The 24,542-nt window shown below is 59.8% G+C and carries 17 protein-coding genes; 13 read left to right on the plus strand and 4 right to left on the minus strand.

All coding sequences use genetic code 11. The features are described from left to right. Positions 1-281: 281 nt before the first annotated feature. The 3 genes from PHAMO_RS12845 to PHAMO_RS12855 all read left to right on the plus strand — a co-directional run bounded on the left by PHAMO_RS12845 (position 282) and on the right by PHAMO_RS12855 (position 7,078). Positions 282-1,229: a DUF7354 domain-containing protein gene (locus PHAMO_RS12845; RefSeq protein ID WP_002729933.1), complete on the plus strand. Its 948-nt coding sequence runs from the start codon at positions 282-284 to the stop codon at positions 1,227-1,229. 115 nt (positions 1,230-1,344) lie between these two features. Next, positions 1,345-3,402: an adenylate/guanylate cyclase domain-containing protein gene (locus tag PHAMO_RS12850; protein ID WP_002729934.1), complete on the plus strand. Its 2,058-nt coding sequence runs from the start codon at positions 1,345-1,347 to the stop codon at positions 3,400-3,402. A gap of 22 nt (positions 3,403-3,424) precedes the next feature. Beyond that, on the plus strand, positions 3,425-7,078 hold the full coding sequence (locus PHAMO_RS12855) for a CHAT domain-containing tetratricopeptide repeat protein (RefSeq protein ID WP_002729935.1): 3,654 nt from the start codon (positions 3,425-3,427) through the stop codon (positions 7,076-7,078). A gap of 27 nt (positions 7,079-7,105) precedes the next feature. Here the strand turns inward: PHAMO_RS12855 and PHAMO_RS12860 are convergent, their stop codons facing one another. Then, complete coding sequence (locus tag PHAMO_RS12860; RefSeq protein WP_002729936.1) at positions 7,106-7,810, minus strand: response regulator; 705 nt, start codon at positions 7,808-7,810, stop codon at positions 7,106-7,108. A gap of 169 nt (positions 7,811-7,979) precedes the next feature. Between PHAMO_RS12860 and PHAMO_RS18595 the strand changes: the two genes are divergently transcribed. Next, positions 7,980-8,885 (plus strand): sensor histidine kinase, encoded by a 906-nt coding sequence (locus PHAMO_RS18595; protein WP_051002425.1) that lies wholly within the window; start codon positions 7,980-7,982, stop codon positions 8,883-8,885. A gap of 67 nt (positions 8,886-8,952) precedes the next feature. Here the strand turns inward: PHAMO_RS18595 and PHAMO_RS12870 are convergent, their stop codons facing one another. Beyond that, positions 8,953-9,339: a hypothetical protein gene (locus PHAMO_RS12870; RefSeq protein ID WP_002729938.1), complete on the minus strand. Its 387-nt coding sequence runs from the start codon at positions 9,337-9,339 to the stop codon at positions 8,953-8,955. A 122-nt stretch (positions 9,340-9,461) separates the two neighbouring features. Here PHAMO_RS12870 and PHAMO_RS12875 point away from each other — a divergent pair, with 122 nt between their 5' ends. The 6 genes from PHAMO_RS12875 (at position 9,462) to PHAMO_RS12900 (ending at position 16,987) form a co-directional block, all read left to right on the plus strand. Next, on the plus strand, positions 9,462-10,016 hold the full coding sequence (locus PHAMO_RS12875) for a thioredoxin family protein (RefSeq protein ID WP_002729939.1): 555 nt from the start codon (positions 9,462-9,464) through the stop codon (positions 10,014-10,016). 141 nt (positions 10,017-10,157) lie between these two features. Beyond that, positions 10,158-10,844, plus strand: coding sequence for a tetratricopeptide repeat protein (locus PHAMO_RS12880; protein WP_002729940.1), 687 nt, complete (start codon positions 10,158-10,160; stop codon positions 10,842-10,844). Between the two features lie 5 nt (positions 10,845-10,849). Next, a complete protein-coding gene (locus PHAMO_RS12885; protein ID WP_002729941.1) occupies positions 10,850-12,187 on the plus strand; it encodes an outer membrane protein assembly factor BamB family protein in 1,338 nt (445 codons plus the stop codon). 13 nt (positions 12,188-12,200) lie between these two features. Further along, the gene (gene der, locus PHAMO_RS12890; RefSeq protein ID WP_002729942.1) at positions 12,201-13,613 is read left to right on the plus strand and encodes a ribosome biogenesis GTPase Der; all 1,413 of its coding nucleotides are present in this window, start codon (positions 12,201-12,203) and stop codon (positions 13,611-13,613) included. A 120-nt stretch (positions 13,614-13,733) separates the two neighbouring features. Next, the gene (locus PHAMO_RS12895) at positions 13,734-14,825 is read left to right on the plus strand and encodes a zinc transporter ZntB (protein WP_002729943.1); all 1,092 of its coding nucleotides are present in this window, start codon (positions 13,734-13,736) and stop codon (positions 14,823-14,825) included. Further along, positions 14,822-16,987 carry an RNA degradosome polyphosphate kinase gene (locus PHAMO_RS12900; RefSeq protein WP_002729944.1) on the plus strand — a complete coding sequence of 722 codons (2,166 nt, stop codon included), beginning with the start codon at positions 14,822-14,824 and terminating at the stop codon, positions 16,985-16,987. Before PHAMO_RS12895 ends, PHAMO_RS12900 begins: the two co-directional genes overlap by 4 nt. 95 nt (positions 16,988-17,082) lie before the next feature. On the opposite strand, the gene PHAMO_RS12905 is transcribed toward PHAMO_RS12900, so the two are convergent. Further along, complete coding sequence (locus PHAMO_RS12905) at positions 17,083-17,517, minus strand: MaoC family dehydratase (RefSeq protein WP_002729945.1); 435 nt, start codon at positions 17,515-17,517, stop codon at positions 17,083-17,085. Positions 17,518-17,752: 235 nt separating this feature from the next. On the opposite strand from PHAMO_RS12905, the gene PHAMO_RS12910 reads away from it, so the two are divergent. The 3 genes from PHAMO_RS12910 (at position 17,753) to PHAMO_RS12920 (ending at position 22,584) form a co-directional block, all read left to right on the plus strand. Next, entirely contained in the window at positions 17,753-19,498 is a 1,746-nt protein-coding gene (locus tag PHAMO_RS12910) for a hypothetical protein (RefSeq protein WP_002729947.1), read from the plus strand. 172 nt (positions 19,499-19,670) lie between these two features. After that, positions 19,671-21,509, plus strand: a complete 1,839-nt coding sequence (locus PHAMO_RS12915) for a potassium/proton antiporter (protein WP_002729949.1) — start codon at positions 19,671-19,673, stop codon at positions 21,507-21,509. Between the two features lie 19 nt (positions 21,510-21,528). After that, positions 21,529-22,584 carry an ankyrin repeat domain-containing protein gene (locus PHAMO_RS12920; RefSeq protein ID WP_155801789.1) on the plus strand — a complete coding sequence of 352 codons (1,056 nt, stop codon included), beginning with the start codon at positions 21,529-21,531 and terminating at the stop codon, positions 22,582-22,584. Between the two features lie 806 nt (positions 22,585-23,390). On the opposite strand, the gene PHAMO_RS12925 is transcribed toward PHAMO_RS12920, so the two are convergent. Then, positions 23,391-24,477 (minus strand): IS3 family transposase gene (locus PHAMO_RS12925; RefSeq protein WP_155801790.1). Its coding sequence is split into 2 segments (ribosomal slippage): positions 23,391-24,222 and positions 24,221-24,477, totalling 1,089 coding nucleotides; the frame shifts between segments, so codons are not numbered across the junction. Positions 24,478-24,542 lie beyond the last annotated feature (65 nt).

Genomic DNA, 24,542 nt, shown 5'->3' on the forward strand with positions numbered 1-24,542 from the left:
AATGGCTCTGGACCTTAAGGTCTCTGGTCAATCCGTAGCCAGTGTGGATGCGGACGACACGATTTCATGGCAATAACCCCTTCAGCATCAACGCATGTGGATACCGAGATCCGTGTGTTTTCGGTGCGACTCTCTCCGGCAATCGTGGAGTTTCCAGTAAAGATCTAATTCCGCCGGATTTCGTCTGATGCACAGAACGTGCGGAAACTAATGTTCCTGCCCGATTATACCGCAGTGTCATCTGTGATAGATTTATCTGCGAGGGGTGTTTGGAGGGTTCGATGAAGTCCAGACTATTCGCAGCCCTGGCTTTGGCCGTCGGGCTCGCTCTTGCCTGTTTGCCGATGCCACTGCTTGCCGCCGATCCGCCAGTGTCCTTGCTGATGCAGGTTTCTGGTTCGGTTGAGCACAGTCGAGACGGCACCACCTGGAAGCCGGTGACCCGCAATAAATACCTTTTTGCTGGCGACATCATTCGTACAGGTGCCGATGGATCGGCCAAGCTGGTCGATCAGGCGAGCAATACCGCCCAGTCTATTTCCGCCAACAGTCAGATCGAGGTGGCTGGAGCGGCGCTGAGGGTGGTCGCGGGCAAGCTGTCGGTACCCGAGCCGGCATCAGGCGATCTGGTTGCCGGGCTGGGCAATCGCTTTGCCGAGGCCCAGCGCTATACCGCCGTGCGCCGTAGCGTCCAAAAGGACGTTCAGGCCATCAAATTGCGAGTTGTGCAGCAGATAACCCTTAGCGCGACTTATCCCGAGCTGGCTTGGCAGAGCTTCGGACGGCAATATAGTTATGTCGCTACCATTGATGGCGTCGTGCACCCCGTTCCCGGTGCCGATGACGAAATGGTTCGGTTCCGCGTTCCCGATCTGTCCCCCGGTCATCACGTTTTTTCGGTCGCGGTGCTGGATGGCGGACAGAAAATCGCCGAGTCTGACAAGGATGGTGGAATCGTCTGGTTGTCGGCGGCCGAGGACAAGGTGCTGGCCGATCAGATCGCCCGCATCCGTGCCATCAACCCCAAGGACGATTTTTCTGTCGCCAATCAGTTGGACGAGAAAGGGGTGATCGTCGCGGCGATGGACCTGTACCGCAAGTATTTCGACGAGAACAAGGACGACAACGAGATGCGACCGTTGTTGATCCGAGCCTATAACGAACTGAAGCTGATCGATCTGAAGCAGCGCGAGGCACAGGTTTATAACGACCGTCTCCCGGCCAACTGATTCCGCGAAGCGCACGTCGGCCACGCGTTGGTGTGCGCTTTTTTCTTCACTGGGGTGAAGAGACCTCTCGGGTTAACATACCTTCAGAGTATGGGGTCCGGGGCGGAGGGCTGTGATGGGCAGAATTACGCGGCGGTACGATATCCTTTTGACGGCGCTGTTATTTCTGCTCGCCATTCCAGCCCAATATCATGAATGGTTTGCCCTGCTGGAGGATCAGACTCTCTCTTTCCGCCACCAGATTCGACTGGTCTATGGCGAGGGCCGTGGACAGGTTTTGTCGCACGATATCGTTCTGGTGAATGTCGATGAAACCTTCTTCAAGGCTTACAAGAGCTTCCCTCTGCGTCGCAGCGATATCGCCGCCATTGTCACCAATCTTAAGGCGTTGGGCGCGCGAGTGATCGCGGTCGATATGCTGATGGATTTCCCCAGTTCATATGGCGAGGATACGATCCTGGCCAAGGCGCTAGACGCGGCCGGAAACACCCTGCTGGTCGCCCAAGCCGAGTTCAAGAACGGCCGTTTTTCCGGGATAAACTTGCCGACGTCGTTACTCGACGAAGCTTCTGTCAGTGGCTACACCAATATCCAGTCAACCAATCGGCTTGTTACCACCCTGTCCCGGCTGACGGTTCATCCCGAATTGACCGGCGAACGTGGTGGCTGGCCGTTCGCGGTGGCGGCGGCGGCGATGTATCTGGGTGTCGAACCTAAGTTGGAGAACCGGATTCTCAGCCTGGGCGAGTTGCGGGTGCCGCTTGATCACCGCAACAATCTGCTGATCGATTTCCCCCCCCTGCCAACCGGAATCCGCTTTCTCAGTCAATCAGCGGGGATCAGTGCGCTTGAATTCCTAGATATTTCGGCCTTGGACGAATCCGAACGGGCTGAACTGGAAGCCTGGGTCAAGGATCGGGTCGTTCTGATCGGCGATACCTCAGAAGTGTCGCATGACTGGTTCGATACGCCGGTTGGCATGGTCTACGGGGTCGAGATCATTGCCGATACCCTCAGCACCATCTTGAAGGGGGGGCGATTACAGGCGGTATCGCCCGAAATCGCCGCCATCATTCCCGTCGTCTTGCTGCTGGCGATGATCGCTCTGTCGCTGCTGCCCCGACCGCTGGGGCGTGGACTCTGTGTGGTGGGGTTGGGATCTGGCTATGTCGTGCTCGCGACGGTGCTGTATGTCCGCCAGGGGATGGTGTTGCCGGTTTCCTATGTCGTCGTGGCAATCGTTCTTAGTTATCTGCTGATTGAGTTCCGCCAGTATGCGGTCGAACGGGCGCAAAGGCAGAGGATCGCCCGCACCTTCGGTCAGTATATTCCGCCCGAACTGGTTGCGGAGATGAGCCGCAGCGACCTCGATGTCGAGATCGGTGGCGAAAGCCGCGAGATGACGGTGCTGTTCTCTGACGTACGCGGCTTCACCACGATCTCGGAAGGGTTGGCACCACAAGATCTGGTGATGCTGATGAATGCGTTCCTTAGCCCGATGACCAGCGTGATCCACGAACATCGCGGGACAATTGATAAATATATGGGTGATGCAGTCATGGCGTTTTGGGGGGCGCCGCTGCACGATTCCGATCATGCCCGTCATGCCGTCGAAGCTGCGTTGGCGATGGTGCGCAAGGTGGAGGCGCTGCGCGACGATTTCGTCGCTCGCGGTTGGAGGCCGATCAAAGTCGGGATCGGCCTGAACACCGGGACGATGAATGTGGGCAACATGGGATCGGATTTCCGTGTGGCCTATACCGTGCTGGGGGATGCGGTAAATCTTGGTTCGCGCGTTGAAAGCCTGACCAAGAAATACGGCGTCGATCTGATGGTCACGGAATACACCCAGAACGCGGTTCCCGGTCTGATTAGTCGCGAGATCGACTTGGTTCGGGTCAAGGGGAAGGACATGCCGGTGCGGCTGTTCGAGCCGTTGGGCTTTGAAGAGGACATCGACGACGAGACCCGAGACCGGCTGTCGCGCCATCTCGATGCATTGGCCCTGTATCGCGCCGGGAAGTGGGATGCGGCGGAGTCGGCTTTCGAGAGGCTGGCCGCGCTCGAACCGGGACGGCTGATTTATCGCATTCATCTCGACCGCATTGCCTATTTCAAACACACCCCTCCCGCGGATGGGTGGGATGGGGTGTATACCCATCAAGAGAAGTAGGGTCGGGGGAGGGAAGACCGCGATGCGGCGTGGTGCGATCGGTTCGGCTTGGGGGGGCGCTGTCCTGGCGTCTGTTCTGTGGGCCGCGTCGGCTTGGGCTGTTGGGGTGGATGAGGCGATTGTCGAGGCTCGGCAGGCGTTTGCAGCCGGTCGCGTCGCCGACGTGGTAAGGCTGGACGACGAGATTTCCCGCCTGCGCGAGGTTTTTCCCGCCTGGGTCGCCGAGACGCAGGCGGCGGTCTCGGAGGTTCCGGCGGCCAAGCAGCGGGCGGCGGCGCTGTGGAAACGGGTTCACCAGAAAGCGATCATTGCGGCTGGCGCGGGCGATCTGGCCAACGCGGTTGAGGCTGCGCGTCAGGCTGTATCGCTGTCCCGCGACAATCTGGGCGACGGCCATTTCGCCACGATCGTCAGTCTGAGCGATCTGGCCGCGTTGCAGCATTTGGGGGGTGAAGTCGAAGCTGCTGAGACGTCTTATCGTCAGGCGATTGTTTTGTCGCGGGCATCGTTGGGGGCTGGCCATCCAGAGACACTGAAGCTGTATCTAGGGCTGTCCCGTCTATACCGCGATCAGCTTCGCCTGGAATCGGTGGCTTCACTTTTGACCGAGGCAGTCGCCGCCTCGACCGAAGCACTGGGAGCTGGCCATCCGCAGACTCTATCGCTGGCCTTTGCTTTGGCCAACGCCCGGATCGACCGGGGCAAAACGACCGAGGCCGGGGCTGGGCTTGACGAGCTTTGCGTCGTTGCCGCCCGCACTTACGGCGATGTCCACCCCAATTTCGCCCATTGTCTGGCCTTGCAGGGGGCTGTGAAATATCGGCGGGGCGAGTTTGCCGCTGCCAGCACGTTGTTCGAGCGGGCGATTGCGATACAGGCGGCGGCTCTTCCCGTATCCGACCCTCTAGCGCTGGCGACGAGGCTCCAGGCTGCTGCGGCGTATCACCGTCAGGGGCGGTTGTCCGATGCGCGGACGTCCCAGGAAAGCGTGATCCGCGATAGTGCCGCCGGAGATCTGGAGAGCCTGCTCGCGGCAAAGGGCGATCTGGCCGATATCCTCAACGATCTGGGCGAATACGCCGCCGCCGAGGCGACCGCCCGTGAGGTGCTTGATCGGCAGACGGTGCGGCTGGGTCCAGGCCATCCCTCTACCCTGGCCGCGCTATCGTCGTTGGCCAGCATTCTGCGTCGTCAGGGGCATCTTCTCGAAGCGGAAATGTTGTTCGACAGCGTTTTGCAGCGTTATCGCAATACGCTGGGTGATGACCATCCCGCGACGGTGGTTGCTGTTAATAATCTTGGCGAGATCCTTGAAAAGGAAGGGCATTACGACCGCGCCGAGCCAGTTTTGCGCACAGCGCTTGAGTCTAGTCGTCTGGCGTTCGGCGAGAACCATCCCACCACGATGGCGACGATGAACAATCTGGCTCTGCTTTATGAAAGTCAGGGGGTGTTCGATAAGGCCGAGCCGCTTTATCAGGGTGTGATCGCGGTGTTTTCCCGCACGATTGGCCCCAAACATCCCGACACTATCGCCAGCATCAACAATCTTGCCTATCTGTACATGCTGAAGGGCGAGCCTGAGCGGGCGGCGGCGATGTTTCGTGAGGTTTACGAGTCCTGGGCAGATACCTATGGTCCTCGCCACCAAAACACCCTGAAGGCGCTGAACAATCTGGCCCGCGCTCAACACGCCCAGGGCAAACTGAAGGAAGCCGAGGCCACCTTTGACAAGGCTCTGGCCGGGCGGCGTGCCACCTTGGGCGACCGACATATCGACACGTTGCGTTCGATGCACGACTTGGCCGCGCTTTACCGCACGACCCAGCGGTTGTCCGAGGCCGAGATCCTGCTGAAGAAGACCTTGGCCGGTGACGAGGCAGCGCTGGGGCCAAATCATCCCTATACCTTTGAGACAATGAATACTTTGGCGATGGTGCAGGAGGATCGCGACGAGAAGGCTGCGGCGGTTGAGACGCGCCATCTGACCTTTCTGCGCCGAACCGAATTCTTCGGCCGGGTGTTACCCGTTACCGGAGACAATGCACGTGAGGGGTATGTCCGTCTGCATGCCCCGGAATATTCTGCCTATGTCGCGTTGCTGGCTCGGCAGAACGATGCCGCTGCGGCCCGGTTGCTGCTGGAAGCCAGCCTGAACCGCAAAGGACTGCTGCTGAAGGTCGCGTCGGAAAGCCAGCAGATCGCCCGGCTGGCCCGCGATCCGGAATTGACCCGTCTGGCGGCCGAGCTAACGGACGTGCGCAAGCGTCTGGCGGCGCTAACCTTGTCTGGCCCAACGGCTGAGACCCGCGAGAATCATATCGAGATCGTCAATGGTTTGGAAAATCGCGTCAATCAACTCCAGGGCGCGCTGGGCCGAGCCAGCCAGAAATTTCGTCGTTCCGTCGCGGAGATTTCGTCCGAAGATCTGAGACAGGCGCTGCCCAACGACGCTGCGCTGGTGGATTTTGTGATCTACGGCGAAGCGGGACGGCAGAAGATGGCGGCTGCTGTCCTACGCAAAGAGGGGGATAGCCCGGTTTTCACGCTGGTTCGTTTCGAGGATCCCGTTCTCATCGATGCGGCGGTGACCAAATACCGTGCCGTGATCCAGGACGAGGATGCCGAGATCGACGACCTTCAGGACGCGGGCGAGGCCGTTGCACGTCTAGTTTGGCAACCGCTTGAATCTGCGTTGGGCGGGCGCAAACAGGTTTACGTGGTGCCGGACGGGCTTCTCAATATCCTTCCTTTCACCGCCCTGGTTCAGAAGAACCGGAAATATCTGATCGAATCGGTCGATCTGCATATGCTGACCTCCAGCCGCGATCTGTTGCCGATGCCCACCGGAACGACGAAGGGGTATCTGATCGATGCCGGTCCCGATTACAACACCGACGCTGTGGTGGGGCGCGACATCCTCGATCAGGCTCGCTCGCGTTCAACTGGCGCTGCCGATCTTCAGGCGTCGGTACGGGGGCTGTCGGGCCTGCGCAACCTCCGTTTCGATCCACTACCAGGGGCCGAGCGCGAGGGAAAACTGATCCAGCGAGCCGTCGAGGGGCAGGGCAAGCCAGCCACGGTTTATTCCGGTGCCGATGCTCAGGAAAAGACTCTGCGCGGACTGGAACAACCGCCCGAGGTGTTGCACATCGCGACCCACGGCTTTTTCCTGAAGCCAGACGATTCTTTACGTAAACGTCTACTCAAGCTCCAGCGCTCCAGTGATTTTCAGGTGCCGCCGCCTGGCGATAATCCTTTGTTACGGTCCGGTTTAGCCTTTGCCGGAATCAATTCCAACGCCCAGGTGCTGGGCGAGATCGACACGGACAATGACGGGATTCTGACCGCGCTGGAGGTGCTGGGACTGGACCTTAGCGGTACCCGCCTTGCCATCCTGTCGGCGTGCGAAACCGGTTTGGGAGAGGTGCACGAGGGCGAGGGGGTGTATGGCCTGCGCCGTGCCTTTCAGGAGGCCGGAGTCCAGTCGGTTGTGTCCTCGCTGTGGGACGTCAGCGATGCTGGGACTCAGACTCTGATGACGGCTCTTTATAAACGGCTGCTTGCTGGCAAAACTCCCCATGACGCGCTCCACGAGGCTCAGTTGGAAATGCTCGGAACGTCTCAATGGAGCAATCCGTACATCTGGTCAGCCTTCTCCATGGTCGGCAGCTGATGCGGAGCGATGCCGGTGGGAAGCGGGTCAGTTCCCGACCAGTCGATAGCCGACGCCGTGGACGGTGAGGATGATCGCCGGATGGCGCGAGTCCGCTTCGATCTTGCGCCGCAATCGTCCGACCAGGACGTCGATAGTGCGGTCGATCACCGCTTCGCCATCGTGCTGGGTAAGATCAAGGAGCTGGTCGCGAGTCAGCGCCCGACCGGCATTGCGAGCCAGGGCGGCCATCACGTCGAATTCCCCCCGTGTCAGGCGGACGTTCTCTCCTTTCGGGCAAAACAACTGGCGGGAATCGCAATCGAGCTTCCAGCCGGAAAAAGAATAAACGCCCGAGGCGGATCGTTCGGCAGCCATCGACGGCGCAACGCGGCGTTGCAGGTTGCGCACCCGCACGGCCAGTTCACGCGGGTTGAACGGCTTGGTAATGTAGTCGTCGGCACCGATCTCCAGCCCGACGATCCGGTCGGTTTCGTCCTGGCGCGAGGTGACGAGGATGATTCCGACCGACGATTTTGCTCGTAATTCTCGGGCCAGGATCAGCCCGCTTTCATCTGGCAGATTGATATCGAGCAGCACCACATCGGGAATTGCGCGGGCGACCATTGCCTTCATGTCGCGCGCATCACTGGCTTCGCTGACCTGAAAACCTTCGGCTTGCATATAGGCCGCCAGCTTGCTTCGGGTTACCGGGTCGTCTTCGACGATCAGGACGTGAGCTTTGGCCTGCACGGCTTAAGTCTCCCTCAAAAGCATTCACGACTCATTTACATGCTATTGCCGATTAATTCAATCCTTGACCTAATTTCATTAAGAATGATGTCATATAACGGTTGATATCTAATCGCTGGAAGGCAGGGCTAAACCGAGTCTACAACCATTGATTGTTAGCGGTGATATCATGAACACTCATTCATCGGGACATGCAAGCAGACAAACCCTGGTGCGGCTGTTTCCTATTGTGGGTGCGCTTACGGTCGTGCTGGTCTGGTACGGTGGCGACGACGGATTGGCCCGTGCTGACGGCCTGTTCCGGCTGTTTTCTGTAATGGGGCCGTTGATGAACCAGGCCGATTTCTCGCATGTGCTTTCGATCACGGTGCTTATTGTCGGCATAGCAGGAATGGGAATGGTCGTGACCAGTCTGCGTTGTCGTCAGCACCGCCTGGAAACATTGTTGCGAGGCCGGGAGTACGAGTTAGGGGCAGGGCATCCGCACCATCGCGCCGTCGATCTTAGCGGACTAGACGATGATGATCGTTTCCGTCTTGCTCAAGCGATAAATGGGGTGCGCCGGTTGAATAGTGCGATGTCCGGTCGTGTCGTGCCCACATCGCCGTTACAAGCTATTGGGAGTGCGCGCCATCGTCTTTCGGATGTTATGGGCGAAGCCGATGTCGCCCTGATCATCGATCCGTTGCCGGACATCATCGCCGAGCCGGAGGCGCTGACCGAGATTTTCAGTCGTTTGATCGGAAATGCCGTGCGCTTTCGTGTGCCGTCCAGGCGTCCGGTGGTTCATATCTCCGCCCTTCGTGACGGAGCGATGATTGCCTTTCGTATTCGTGATAACGGTTTGGGCATTGAACCCGCTCGGGCCGCCCGACTGTTCGAAATCTTCCGCCAATCCGGGGTAAGTGGAGAAACCATTGGCGCGGGGCTGTCGGCGGTGCGGCGTCTGGTCGAAGGAATGGGCGGCAAGATCTGGGTCGATCTGGTTCCGGGGCAGGAGGGAACAACCTTCGGCTTTACCCTGCCTGCGGCGACTCATCCGTCTCGCAGGCGGAACGATATCAAGCCGATGTGATCGACCTCAATGCCGCAAGGCGATGGAGACGGGAGCGGATCCCCACCCACCCCTATATTACCCGTGTTCAGCGGATCGGCGTCGAGGGGGGGACGAAGCCGATCAGACGGTCGTTACCCTCGTTGTAGGGTTGCGCATAGCAGGTCGGGCGGGCCAGTGAGCTGTAGCAATAGATTTGCGGCGGCGGAGGCGGCTTGCCGATCCAGTCGCGACAATAAACCTCTCCGCGTTCGGCCCGCGGGCTTGAGCAATCTTTGTCGGTGATCCAGCCATAGATGTGATCGACAATGGATTTGTGCGTTCCCATCAGGCTGAGCGCTTCGAAATGCATGATGGTGAAGACATTGGGGAGAGGTTTTGGTGCCGTTCCTATTCCGGTTGGAGTCAAGTAATAACACCCCCCCAAAGGGAGGAGCAAAGCCAGCATCGCCAGGGGAACGCTTCTTGACACCATTTCCCTGATCCCATCCAAAATAATCCCGTGTATTGTGATGGCGGATCGGTGCCGAATCAATGGGCAGTTTCTGCCGATGGCGGCGGCCGGACCCGACACGGAAACGACAGGAGGGCAGAACGATGGCGGTAGAAACTCCGACAGGCAGCCTGGGGGCGGTGGCTACGGATTTCACGTTGCCCGGTACTGACGGACGAGTCTGGTCTTTGGCCGATATCTCTGGTCCACGTGGCACTCTGGTCGTGTTCATGTGTAACCATTGCCCCTATGTCCTGGCGATCATCGACCGTCTGAACCGCGACGCCGCCGAACTGAAACGGCTGGGGATCGGGGTGGTGGGGATCAACGCCAACGATGCCGAAACCTATCCCGACGATTCATTCGACAACATGGTTACGTTTGCCCAGCGGCATGAGTTGGGTTTTCCTTACCTGCACGACGAATCGCAACAGATCGCTCGTGCCTATGGCGCGGTGTGTACGCCGGACTTTTTCGGCTTCGACGCCGAGGGGGTGCTGCGTTATCGTGGCCGCCTTGATGCTTCGGAGCGGCAACCGGGGCCGGCTGATGCGCGCCGGGAACTGGTCGAAGCGATGCGCGAGATCGCCGATACCGGCAAAACTCCAGACGGGCAGATCCCCAGCATCGGTTGCTCGATCAAATGGCGGGCGGAGTAGGCCCCCGACGACGAGACGCGGAACGAACTCTGGCGATTAAGGCCATAAACATGTTAACCGGGGTTTGCCAAGACCGCCGGTGCGGACTATGTTACGGCGCGGCCTATCCGTGCGCCGCCTTCCCCCCATGGAGAGTCTTTCTTGAACGAGAAGCAGCAGCATGATGCCGCCGCCGACCTTCTTATCAAGGAGGTTGACGAGGATCTGAGGCACGAGCAACTGGCGAATCTATGGAAACGCCATGGAATTCTGGTCGTTGGATTTGGCGTTGCCGCCATTCTTGCCGTTGCTGGCTGGCAAGGCTGGCGGGCTTGGGACGGACAGCAGCGCAAAGATTCTTCGCAACGCTTCCACGAGATCGCTTCTCTGCTCGAACAGGGGAAGCGCGATGAGGCGGTTGACGATCTGACCCGTCTGGCCAGCGAGGGTGCCAGCGGCTACCGCCTGCTCGCCAATCTGCGTCTTGCGGATCTGCGCCAGCAGCAGGGTGATCCGGCCGCCGCGGCCTCGATCTATCGCGCTGTGGCCGCCGATGGTTCGGTTGCGGCGGTCTATCGCGATATGGCATCGATCCGGGCCGCATACCTGACTCTTGATGTCACCGATCCCGCTCAGTTGGACAAGGCAATGGAGCCGCTGGCGGTCGAATCCAGCTCCTGGCGCCATTCTGCCCGCGAAATCCAGGCGTTGACGGCATTGCGGCGCGGCGACAAGGTGCGCGCGGCCGAATTGTTCTCGCGCTTGGCCGAGGATGCCGCCGCTCCCGAGGGAATGCGCACCCGCGCCGCCGAAATGCTGGCCGTCACTGGCCAGGCTGACCGGGGCTGACAGCGATGACCGCGCCCCGCGCCCCGCGTCTTGTCTTTGCCGGAGCCCTTGCGGCTTCGGTCGCCCTGTCCGGCTGCGATACCGGCTGGTTGGGAGAAAAGGCGGCGCCGCCTTTGCCGGGCAAGCGCATCTCGGTGCTGTCGCGTGAAAAGCAGATCGAACCGGAAATTGCGGGTCCGGTCTCCCGCGTTATCCTGCCGCCGCCCGAGCCGAACGAGGATTGGCCCCAGGCCGGGGGGTATTCCAACCATGCGATGCAGCACATGGTGGCAGACGGCGATCTTCAGGAACTGTGGTCGGCCAACGCGGGGAGCGGGTCGAGTAAGCGGCGCCGTCTGCTCGGTCAGCCCGTGGTCGCCAATGGCACGGTGTTTACTGTCGATGCGTCTTCGCAGGTCTGCGCCTTCAACGCGAAGACCGGCAAGCGGTTGTGGCAAGCGGATACGACTCCCAGTGACACGTCGAACGTCTACACCAGCGGCGGCGTTGCCTATGACGAGGGGCGGATATTCGTCGCCACCGGCTTTGCCCAGGTGGTGGCGCTCGATGCCGCCTCGGGGCAAATCGTTTGGCGTCAGACGGTATCCGGGCCGATGCGCGGTGCACCCACGGTACGGGGCGGGCGTGTTTTCGCGGTGACCGTCGATAACCAGACTCATGCTCTGGCTGCCGAAGATGGTACTGTGCTGTGGACTCATTCCGGCATCACCGAAGCCACCGGCCTGCTGGCGGGCAACAGCCCGGCGGTTGATGGCAATATGGTTCTGGTCCCCTATTCTTCGGGCGAGTTGTTCGCGCTCCGGGTCGATACCGGGGTGCCGATCTGGCAGGATTCGCTGGTGACGATCCGCCGCACCGAAATCATCGGTGCGTTGATGGATATTCGCGGCCGTCCGGCGATCGATCGCGGCCGGGTCTATGCCATCAGCAACGGCGATATGCTGGTCTGTCTCGATCAGAAGACTGGTCGCCGTCTGTGGGAAAAGGAAATCGGCGGGGTCGAAAGCCCATGGGTCGCTGGCGATTTCCTTTTTCTGTTGACCAACAACAACGAAGCAGTCGCGGTCGAAGCCAAAACCGGCCGCATTGTTTGGGTTACCCAGATGCAAAGCTGGGAAGACCCTAAGGCAAAGGAAGGCCGTATCTTGTGGTCGGGACCAGTTCTGGTCTCGGATCGCCTGATCCTCGGCAGTTCCGACGGCAAGCTGGTGTCGCTGTCGCCCTATACCGGCGACATGCTCGGCTGGGAGAAAGCCCCCGATGGGGTTAGTATTGCTCCGGTCGTGGCCAACGGCACCTTGTATTTCCTCACCGACGAGGCCGATCTCGTCGCCTATCGCTGAAAACTGAGAGCGCATGCCCTTCACCGTCGCCATTGTCGGACGCCCTAATGTCGGCAAGTCCACCCTGTTCAACCGCCTCGTCGGGCGCAAGCTGGCGATCGTGCACGATCTGCCTGGCATCACCCGTGACCGCCGCGAAGGTCGCGCCAGCCTGATGGGGGTCGATTTCCAGGTTGTCGATACCGCCGGTTTTGAGGAACTGGGCGGCGACAGCATCGAGGCGCGGATGCGCTTTCAAACGGACCGTGCGGTTGAAGAAGCCGACGTTGCGCTGTTGCTGATCGATGCCCGTGCCGGAGTAACTCCGCTCGACCGCCACTTCGCCGACCATCTGCGCAAGGCGAAGACCCCGGTGATTCTGGTCGCTAACAAGTGCGAAGGCAAGGCCGGCGCCCCCGGTCTTTACGAAGCTTATGGCCTGGGTATGGGCGAGCCGGTGCCGGTATCGGCCGAGCATGGCGAAGGAATGTACGAGCTGTTCGAGGCGCTGATGCCGCATGCCCAGAAGGCTGGCGTGGTGCTCGACGACGAGGACGAGGACGAATTCCCGCCATTCCCCGATGAAACCGCCGAGGCGGCCGAGGCCGAGGTCGAGTCTGATCCCGGTCGTCCCTTGACGATGGTGATCGTCGGCCGTCCCAACGTCGGTAAATCGACGCTGGGCAACCAGTTGCTGGGCGAAGAACGGTTGCTGACCGGCCCGGAAGCGGGCCTGACCCGCGATGCCATCGGTGTCGAGTGGATCCATGGGGGGCGGGCGGTCAAGCTGGTCGATACCGCCGGCCTGCGCCGCAAGGCCAATATTTATGACGCGGTAGAGAAGCTGTCTGTCGCCAATACCCTGGAATCGATCCGCCGTGCCGAAGTGGTGGTGCTGGTGATGGATGCCGCTCAGATTCTCGACAAACAGGATCTGACCATCCTGCGCCTGATCGCCGACGAAGGCCGGGCGCTGGTCGTCGCCGTCAACAAATGGGACGTTGTTGAGAATCCCCAGGTGGCGTTGGGACGCCTCCGCGACCGGCTGGAGACATCGGCTCCCCAGGTTAAGGGCGTGCGCACGGTAACGATGTCGGCACTGAACGGGCGCGGCATCCCTCAGTTGATGGATGCGGTGATCGACAGTTGGACGGTGTGGAACCGCCGTATTCCGACCGCGCAGCTCAATCGCTGGCTGGCCGAGGTGATCGAACGGCATCCGCCGCCCGCGCTGCCGGGCGGTCGTCGCTACAAGATCCGCTATATCACCCAGGTCAAGGCTCGTCCGCCGACTTTTGCACTCTTTGCCACCAAGCCGGACGAATTGCCCGAATCCTATGTCCGCTATCTGGTTAACGGCCTGCGCGAAGCATTCGATCTCAAAGGGGTGCCGATCCGGTTGTTCGTGCGCGGCGGGCGCAATCCTTACGCCGATAAGGGGGCCTGACCGGCTTCCCTTCGGGGTAAATCGCCTCAATCTCGGCAACCAAACCTCGATCTTCCTTTTGTCACTTCCCGATCCTCCTGGTTCGGTTATCCTGGTTCGATGTGACGAGGATGAGGTGTTATGGGAGTCGACAAGGAATTGGCCGCCGGGCTTGAGCCCGGTCTTCGCTTTGCCATGCTCGCCACCGCCAGCGGCGGTTTTGTGGATCTGACCTGGGCCGGGGTCGAGGCCTGGACTCCTATCGACGGATTCCTGTGGATCCATCTGGAACGAGACGACCCCGTTGCTCAGGAATGGGTGCGGACCCGCGCTGGACTCGATCCTTTGGTGGCAATGGCTTTGCTCGCCGACGAATCCCGCCCTCGGGTCGAGGATGTGGACGACGCTCTGCTGGTGGTGCTGCGTGGCGTCAACAAACCCCGCCCCGGTGAAGACCGTCCCGGAACCGTCGATTCCGAACTGGTGCCGATTCATATCTGGATGGAAGCTGGCCGCTGTATATCCTTGCGCGATAAGGATCACAGTCTGAACGCCTTGCGTGATCTTCGTCTTTCGATGCTGAACGGCAAGGGGCCGCGCTCCGCTGGTGGGCTGATGGCCCGAATCGCCGAGAAAGTTACCGATCATGTTGGCGATCTGGTTGACGAGTTGGAAGAGAACGTCTCGTTGCTGGAGGATCGTCTGAGCGATGCCGATGCCGGTCCCGATCTGCGCGCCGCGATAGCCGACAGTCGCCGCAGCGTGGTGCAGGTTCGGCGCTATCTGGCACCGCAGCGCGATGCGCTGTATCGGTTGCGCTCCGACGATGCGACGTGGTTGACCGATATGGCGAAAACACATCTGCGCGAGATCAGCGACCGGCTAATCCGTCATCTCGAAGATCTGGATGAGATCCGTCAACGCGCCTCTATTCTTCAGGAAGAGTTGGCAGCCGTCGTTGCGGAACAGACCAACAGTAACCTTTATACTCTCTCGGTGGTAACGGTCATCATGCTGCCGATGACATTTATCGCTGGCTATTTTGGGATGAATACCGGTGGTTTACCATTTGGTTTGGAAAATCCCTACGGAACCCTGCTGGCCAGCGTGCTGATCGCCGTGACGGCCGTTCTGACCGCGCTGATATTGCGGTACGGGATTTCCTTCGGGCGGTACGGGCGTGTTGGACAGATGCGACGCGATAATTGTTCGGATGATGGAGGACGGGAATGACCGCGATGACCGAGACGGTGGCGACATTGCCCGTTGACCGTTTTTTTAATCGCGAATTATCGTGGTTGGCGTTCAATACGAGGGTGATTGAGGAGGCGTTCAACCCCCGTCATCCACTGCTGGAGCGATTGCGCTTTCTGTCGATCTCGGCGTCCAATCTCGACGAGTTCTATATGGTTCGAGTCGCCGGTCTGAAAGGGCAGGTCGAGGCCGGAGTCTCTGCGCCCAGTCAGGACGGGCTGACCCCTGCCGAGCAGTTGGAAGCGATCAGCCGCTATGCCGCCGAATTGATGGCGACCCAATATCGCGGCTGGCGCGAATTGAAAAGCGAGCTTCAGGCGGTCGGTATTACCGTGGTCAAGACCGATCATCTGACCATCGAAGACACTGTCTGGATGGGACAGACCTTCGACGAGCAGATATTTCCGGCGCTGACTCCGCTGGCGATCGATCCAGCCCATCCATTTCCGTTTATCCCCAATCTCGGTATAGCGCTGGTGGTGCTGTTGACTCGTCGTTCGGACGGTGAGGCGCTGCGGGCGTTAGTTCCAGTGCCGCCGCAATTGCGTCGCTTCCTCCGGCTGCCGGGGGAGGGGATTCGCTTCTATCCTCTCGAAGACGCGATCACCCTATTCCTTGACCGTTTGTTCCCTGGTTTTCAGGTCGAGAGCGCCGGGATGTTTCGGGTCATTCGCGATTCCGAAATGGAAATCGATGAAGAGGCAGAAGATCTGGTCCGGGTGTTCGAATCCGCGCTGAAACGGCGGCGTCTGGGTCGGGTGATTCTGTTGACCTTCAAGCTCGGTATTCCCGAATCTTTGAAATCGCTGATCGTCGCCGAAATGAACGTCGATGAACACGATGTATTCGAGTTCGAGGGGCGTCTGGGGCTGGTTGATGCTCGTCAGATCATCACCGATCAGCGGCACGATTTGCTGTTCCTGCCCTATAACGCTCGTTTTCCCGAACGAGTGCGCGATTTCGGCGGCGATTGCTTTGCCGCGATCCGTCAGAAGGATATCGTGGTCCACCATCCGTTTGAAAGCTTCGACGTGGTGGTTCAGTTCATCCGTCAGGCGGCGCGCGATCCCCAGGTCGTCGCGATCAAACAGACGCTATATCGCACCAGCGCTGATAGTCCGATCGTCAAGGCGCTGGTCGAGGCGGCCGAGGCGGGCAAGTCGGTGACCTGCATGGTCGAATTGAAGGCCCGTTTTGATGAAGAGGCCAACATCCACCTTGCTCGTAGCTTGGAACGGGCCGGAGCCCAGGTGGTGTTTGGCTTCATGGAATTGAAAACCCACGCCAAAATGTCGCTGGTGGTGCGGCGCGAAGAGGGGCGGTTGGTCTCCTATGTCCATTTCGGTACCGGCAACTATCATCCGATCACCGCGAAGATTTACACCGATTTGTCATTCTTCACCTGCGATCCGCTGCTCTGTCGCGATGCGGCGCAGGCGTTCAACTTCATGACCGGCTATGCCGTGCCCGATGGTCTGGAGAAGCTGGCGATCGCCCCGCTGTTTCTGCGGTCGCGCTTGTTGGACCTGATCGAAGCGGAAAACGTCCATGCCCGTGCCGGTCGTCCCGCAACGATTTGGGCGAAGCTCAATTCGCTTGTCGATCCGCAATTGATTGACGCTCTGTATCGGGCTTCGCAGGCAGGGGTGACGATCGAGTTGGTGATTCGTGGCATCTGCTGCCTGCGTCCCGGCATTCCCGGTCTGTCCGAAACGATTCGGGTCCGCAGCATTGTTGGTCGTTTCCTCGAACACGCCCGTATCGTCTGCTTCGGAAACGGCAAGCCGTTGCCGTCACGTGAGGCCAAGGTGTTTATTTCGTCGGCGGATTGGATGGGGCGCAACATGGACCGACGGGTGGAGACCTTTGTTCCGATCGAGAACCCGACGGTCCACGCCCAGATCCTTGACGAAATCATGGTCGCTAATCTGCGTGATACGGCCCAATGCTGGATGCTTGACGCCGAGGGGCTTTATCATCGGGTCGATCCCGGTGAAACGCCATTCAGCGCCCACGATTACTTCATGACCAATCCGTCGTTGTCGGGGCGGGGGAGTGCCCTGGTCGAACCGCCTTTGCGTACAGGCGGGTCGGCTACAGGACGACGGGGCAAGCGCAAGGTGGCGCAGACTGATAAGTAAGTTCTGTTCGTATTGGGAGGCTGTGTCTTCCACCGGGATTTGGGGCATCCGCCCCAAATCCCGTTTCGGGTGCCTCCCGGTATCCTTTTCCGTCTTTATTCCCGCCGTTCGACCCGCAAGGTGGCTTCGCCTTCCAACACGACCTTGCCGTCGACAGTGGCCGTGGTCTTGAAAGTCGCGAACTTTCGTTCCGGTACCAAGGCGATCAGTTCAACCTGAGCGGTCACGGTGTCGCCAATCCGCACCGGCGCCTTGAATTTCAGAGACTGGGCGACATAAATGCTGCCCGGTCCCGGCAGCCGTGTTCCGAATACCGTCGAGATGAACGCCGCCGATAACATGCCATGGGCGATGCGACCCTTGAACGGGGTGCTTTGGGCGAATTCTTCATTGATATGGACGGGGTTGAAATCGCCCGAAATTCCAGCGAACGCGACGACATCGGCCTCGGTGACGGTTTTCGCAAAGCTGGCCGTCTGTCCGACCGAGAGATCCTCGAAATACAGACCGTGCAAGGATTCAGCGCTCATGGTTGTGCCTCCCTTTTTTGGACGATGTTGCAACGCAACAGATCGAGTATAGCGTGCGGGTGGGGCGGCCCAAAGGGGGGAATTGCGCCACATCCAGCGGATGTTTGGGTTGGTACGATTCAAACCCTGCTGATATACATAAAATGAGATATACGCGACGATTCGATCGCGGCAGGCAGCCTTCGCAACCCCCGCCTTGCCGCGTTTTTTTCATGGTCGGATGGAAGGAAATGGCATGAACCGGTCTTCGGATCTCGGGCGGATACTGATGATTGGGGGGCTCTGCCTGTTTGTTGCGTTCACGTATTTCGGCTTCGCGCCGCCGTATCACCATGTCTTTGAATTGCTGGCCAAGGCGCGCGATCCCAACCTGTTTCCTGCCGATCCGTTCCTAAACGATCCGGGGGCCTTTGGCCCCTCGCTGTTTTATCCGCTCGTCCGTCTGATTGGGCTGCCACTCGGCAACGATATTTTCGGTCTGACTCTGCACCTGACGGCCGGAGCCTTGATTTTGTCCGCGGCAGTCGTGGTGGTGCGACGGCGCTTGACCGGCGGCGACGATGCCGCCGCGCTGCTGACAGTTCTGATCGGCTGCTTTTTTTCCGCCAAACTGCTTGCCGGGGTGCATGCCGCGCCGATTCCGCTCCACGCACCGACGCCAGAAGGGATTGCCCATCTGTTCGGGATGGCCGCGCTTCTGGCTGGTCTCGATCGCCGTCCTGCCTTGGCCGCCTTGGCCGCCGCCCTGTGCGTCACAGCCTCGCCCGAGGGCAATATTCTGATCGCTCTGGCCGCTCCGCTTTGGTTGGCGCTTGACCGTTCGTTGCCGCGTTATTCCGTGCTGTGGGGGCTGCTGCCGTTGGGAGCGGTTGCGCTGATGCTGCGTGTTGTCGCCGCGTTGCCGCCCCAGGGATTCGGCGGAGGAGTGGCGATGGCGGGTCAGACGCCTCTAGCCGCGATCCTGCTGATTTTGGCTTGTGTCTGGGTGATTCGCCAGGGGCGAAAGCCCGATGGAGATCCCACCCTGCGCGCTTGGTTCTGGGTGCTTGCCGGGTTGACCCTGGTCGCCGGTACTGTGCTGTTGGTTTTGTCGTTCATTCCATCGCTGCCTCCGATACCGCTGGTGTCCGTGTTGTCGCTTCCGCTTGCCAGCGCCTATCCGACATGGTTGATTCTTACCGTAGCAGTTGCGCGGATTGCGGTGTCAACCCGGCTGGCCGGGCTGGAGAAGCTGCTTTTATTCACCGCTTTGCTGGTATTGACCCCTAGTCCGGTCGCGGTTGGATTTGCGGTCGCGCTGGCGCTGTTCGCCCGTTTTCTGCTGCTGGTCCGCGAGAAGCTGGGGTGTGGGATCGGGGTCCGACTGGCTCCGGCTTCGACCCTTGTTCCGGTTCTTCTTCTTATGCTGTTGGTCCGTAGCGGCACCGAATTGGCGTCGCCGGTTTGGATCGACCGGATTGCTTTCGGTCATTCCTCCAGGTGGAGCGCTGGAGTTTTCGCGAACGAATCTACCTGGGCCGCTTGGGAAGCACTGGCTCCGCTACCGGATTTCCCCCTGGTGGCGCTGTACGACAACTTGGCGTATCAGGTGGTTGATCTGAAGGCGGCGGCGTTGCCTGGAGCGTTGGAGGTTCATTCTGCCGCCAATTTTGCTGCGGGGAAGTCGCCGTTCCTGGCTCCGCCCAGATTTGTTTCGGCCGATCCCGATCTGGAGCGCGAGGCTGCCCTGCGTGAGGCGGTGATCGTTGAACTGGTCCATACTCTTGGCCGAGGCGAATCCTTATCGTCCGAGCCGGTGGGGCTGGTGCGGCTCGGAAACGACCGCCCTGTAATCAATATTCCCGTTAGCCTTGAAACCTTTTTATCCCAACGACGGATGGCGGTTTTGGTGCCGCCCGGACTGGCCCGGCTGTTTCCCGCTGCTCTGCCTCGTCGGGCGTTTGGCGAGCAAGTGTTGATCGGTTTTGGCATCGTACCGTGACAATAGAGTGACCGGGCGTACAGAAAAGAGACAATGGGTGTGGTCTTGACCATTGCAGCCACAACGGTGCATGGCATAAGTTTGGATGTGCAGGGGAATTCGGGTTTGGGCGATGCCGCCCATACCCAGCCTCGGCTCCCCTCGACCCCCCATCCGAAGGGCGCGCCCCCCAATGATCGAGTCTATGAACGTCGCCATCCTCATTGTTGCGGGGCTGGTGTCGCTCAGCATCTTCTCTAGCCTTCTCAGTACCCGCATCGGGGCTCCTTTACTGCTGGTGTTTCTGACGGTCGGCCTGCTGGCCGGTGAAGATGGCCTCGGCCACCTTCGTTTTGACGATGTTCGTGCCGCCTATCTGATCGGCAGCGTCGCCCTGGCCGTGATTTTGTTCGATTCCGGGTTTCATACCGGCATCAAGGCATTCCGTTCCGCTGCCTTTCCCGCTCTGACCCTTGCCAGTCTGGGAGTTTTGATCACCACCTCAATAGTGGCTGTTCCAGTCCATTACGTGTTGGGAATGGGCTGGATCGAATCGGCTCTGTTGGGATCCATCGTCAGCTCGACCGACGCGGCGGCGGTTTTCTTCTTGCTGCGGGTAGGCGGGTTGAACCTGCGCGATCGCGTCCGCTCGACTCTGGAAGTCGAATCGGGCAGCAATGATCCGATGGCGATCTTCCTTACCCTATCCCTGGTCGGGCTATTGGCTGGACATCATGGCGAGGCGGGAGCCGTCGCCGGTTTCAGTATCCTGTCGGAGTTCTTCACCCAGTTCGGCGTCGGTGCCCTTGCCGGAATGGCCGGAGGTGGCCTGATCGTCTTCGCGGTGAACCGAATGGGGTTTGAGCGCGGACTGCAACCTCTGGCCGCGATCAGTTTGGCGATGGTAGTGTTTGCCGCTACCGGCGTAATGCAGGGCAGTGGTTTTCTGGCGGTCTATATCGCCGGGCTGATCGCGGGGAATGCCCACATCGCTGCCCCCGAGACAATGCGGCGGTTCCAGGAAGGACTGACCTGGCTGGCCCAGATCGTGATGTTCCTGACGTTGGGGCTTTTGGCGACCCCCTCGCAATTTCCGCCTTACATTCTGGGGGCGCTGTCGGTTGCTGTGGTGCTGATGTTCATTGCCCGTCCGTTTGCAGCATGGCTATGCTTGCTGCCGTTCGGGTTTAAACGCAACGACACCTCGTTCATTGCCTGGGTTGGATTGCGCGGCTCGGTGTCGGTCCTGCTCTCGATCGTTCCGATGGTTGCCGGTCTGAACCATGGTCGCGATTATTTCATCGTTACCTTTCTGGTCGTCCTGGTCAGTCTGACGTTGCAGGGCTGGACCATTGCTCCCGTGGCGCGGTTTCTCGGTCAGGTGGTGCCGCGCCGGATCGGTCCGGTCGAGCGCATGGAACTGGAGATTCCCGGCGCTCGTCACGAATTGGTCGCCTATCGTGTCGTCGCGGATTCTCTGGTGGCGCGCGGGCAACGTCTGCCCCGCTGGGCTGAGCCTTCGCTGGTTCTGCGCGATGGCCGTTCGTTCGGTGCGTTCGCGGTTGGCGCGTTGCGTCCCGGCGATACCGCCTACCTGTTTGCCCGCCCTGAACGGGTTCCCCATCTCGATCGAATGTTTGCCAGCGCCGCTCCGGCGGCCGAGGCCGATCACCGCTTCTTCGGCGATTTCGGGCTGGCACCGAGGATACAGATGAAGGAACTTGCGGTGTCCTATGGCCTGACCATTCCTCCCGAAGTACAGAACCAGACAGCGGCGGAATGGATGATCCGCCAATTGGGCCACACCCCCGGAGTCGGTGATCGAGTGGCGTTAGGCGAGGTTGAACTGATTGTCCGCTCGCTCGATTGGGATGATACCATCGCCGAAATCGGTCTGGCGGTTGAGCCGACATCGGTTGATCGGCCGCGTCTCCCGCTGTTGTTCCAAAGCCCGACCGAGATTCTGAATATGTTGCGCCGTTTTCTGCGCCGTCGTGATCCACCAAAGGCTGTTCCGCCATCTGTCGAGTGAGGAAGGGGGAGGGCGTCTTTTGGCTCCTTGGTTGGTACGAATTGGTCTGGGCCTGCTGGTGACAATCGCCGGGTTTGGTGGTGGCTGGCTGTTGTTTTCCAAGTCGGAGACAGAGCCACCACCACCACCAATTTCGGCGGTGGTCGAACCCGAATCCCCACCCGTTCCGGTGGAGGCCGAGGCGCCGCAGGACTCTCCCCTTGTTGAAGCTGTGCCGGATCTGCCGCCGTCTAACTCTCCGCAAGCGATCTTTGCCCGTATCCAGACTGAACTGAACCGCGCGGCCGCCGGACGGGAGCCAGCCGTTTCCGACCCAACCACGGATCGGCTGGAAAAGGTTGCCGACGCGCTACGTCTGATCCTTGCCGGCGATGCCGTCGCCGCCAACCGTGCTCTTGATGTCGTCGAGGCAGCGGTTGCGGCGCGGGTTCCTTCCGAGGCGAAAATGGCGGCTGACCCGGCCCAGGTGGAGTTGCAGGAATGGCTGGTTAGTTACTTCGAACTTTTGCCGGTTTCACCCCGTAAAAGCGGCGATGCCGCCGTTACCGCCGCCTTCGTGCGTCTGGCATCGGTGCTGCGCAAGGTGGACGCCGTTCTACTGGCTGGGATGCTGCCGCATCTGACCGGCTACGATCTGGTGGCGCGTCGCGCTGCGGTGGGGCCATCGGCGTTCGATGGGCGAGGGCTGCGGTTCCCCTGTCGGCTGGCGGCGACTCAGCGTTCCCGATTAGAGGCTGCGGCGAAATCGTTGCGACAATTGGCCGGGCCGTTGACGGATTGCCCCGTTCCCGCCGCCCGTGCTGCTGATTTCGCGACGTTAGAACGTTTTGCCCGCGATCCCGTGCGGGGCATGGCTACAGTGACAAGAGTAACGCCGCTCCGGCCCGGAGGGCTATCGACGCCACTCATCAAGGCTGCTGCGAGCGGTAGCCTTGCCGAGATCGAGGCGGCTTTGATGAGCGGTTCTGACCCTCTGCGCGCGGATGGGCGAGGATTGACTGCGCTGCATTACCTGGCCGGGAACCGGTCTCTGTCCGCCCCGGACCGAAATCGGGCGGTCGCATTGCTGTTTTGAATGGCGCCATGTGCGCAGTCACGTCGAAAGGCTGCGCACGGAGCGGATTTTGAGTTTAGCGCAAAAGCCGGTTTCGCGTAAAAATCCGAAGGGGGTCTGAAATGGCGAAAGCCTCAAGGTTTCCCTTGAGGCTTTCATGGTGGGCGGTACTGGGATTGAACCAGTGACCCCTACGATGTCAACGTGAGGAAAAGCTTCGTCTTATCAAAGGTTTGATTTCACCATTCACAAATAGGTGGTGTGAATGGCAAGCCTGAGGCAACTTCCGTCCGGTCGTTTCAACGTCCAAATCAGGAGGAAAAATGAGAAGCCCCTTTCTCGTTCGTTCGATACGAAGGAGGAGGCGGAACGTTGGGGGAGGGAACAAGAGGTTCAGTTAGAGGGAAAGCCCCCTCATCCTCAAGCCCCTGCGTTAACGTTCCTCTCCCTGGGAACGCTCTACTGCGATACGATATTGAAGGGGCGACCTTCTAGGTCTATCACCCTTTATCGAATTGAACGTATCACCCCTCATCTACCCGAAGATGTGACGGCGATAACGAAATTTGACATCAACCGCTATCGTCTCATGAGGTTAGGTCAGGTATCTCCTACTACCTGCCGTGATGAGCTCCAAATTATCCATCGTCTATATAGATGGGCTAGGCGGGAAATGTTGATTGATTTCCCCTCGCCCTGCGTTGACGTCCCAATGCCTCCCCCCAGCAAACCAAGATCGAGAGTGGTTGAGAAGTCTGAACTATCCTCCCTTCTAGGCGTGGTAATCCGGTAATCCCCCCATTTTTAGCGGGGGTTGGACATAGAACTCAGGCGGCCAATTTCAGTTTCTGGGCGGGTGTGATGCCGCCGATGCCCATATTGGGGCGGTCGTTGTTGTAGGTCCAGAGCCATTCTGTCGCTTGATCCTGCACCTCCGCGATGGTTTCGAAGAGGAACTGGCCCAGCCATTCATGCCGGACCGTCCGGTTGTAACGCTCGACATAGGCGTTCTGCTGCGGCTTGCCGGGCTGGATGTGTTGGAGGCCGATGCCGCGCGTCTCGGCCCATTTCATCAGCGTGCCGCTGATATATTCGGGACCGTTGTCGACCCGAATTGTCGCTGGCTTGCCGCGCCATTCGATAATTTGGTTCAGCATCCGGACAACCCGTTCTGCGGGCAGCGAAAAATCGACTTCAATGCCGAGCCCCTCCCGATTGAAATCATCCAGCACGTTGAGAAGCCGGAAAGCCCTGCCATCCTCCAGACGATCCGCCATGAAATCCATCGACCAGACCTGGTTGGGGGCGTCTGGTACCACCAGTTCGTCGGGCTTGTCGCGTTTGAGCCGCTTCCGGGGCTTGATGCGCAGGTTCAGTTCCAACGCGCGATAAATCCGATAGACCCGTTTGTGGTTCCAGTCATGCCCCTGGATATTGCGCAGATACAGGAAGCAGAGGCCGAACCCCCAGGTCTTTCTGGCCTGGGTCAGCCCGATCAAAAGGTCGGCGATCTGCTCGTTCTCGTCGGAGAGCCTCGGGCTATAGCGATAGCACGTCTCGCTGAGCCCAAACGTCCGGCACGCCAACGCAATACTGATCCCTCGTCGCGCCACAGCTGTCTCGGCCATCTCCCGGCGCTGGGATGGCCGGGTTATTTTTTCCGAGAGCCTCCTTCAGCAATTCGTTTTGCATGCTGAGCTCGGCGAACATCTTCTTCAGCCGCCGGTTCTCGTCCTCCAGCCCCTTCATCTCCGAGATCATCGAGGCGTCCATGCCGCCGTATTTCGCCCGCCATTTGTAGAACGTCGCGCTGCTCATCTGGTGCTCGCGGCACAGCGTCAGGACCGGGATACCCTCCTCCGCCTGACGCAGGATCCCCATGATCTGGGCGTCCGTGAACCGACTCTTCTTCATCCGAATCTCCTCGTTCGCAAAACCGAGAAAATTCTACGTCCGCATCCCCTTATTTCCAGGGGGGA

It is taken from the genome of Magnetospirillum molischianum DSM 120 (assembly GCF_000294655.1).
Lineage (GTDB): Bacteria > Pseudomonadota > Alphaproteobacteria > Rhodospirillales > Magnetospirillaceae > Phaeospirillum > Phaeospirillum molischianum.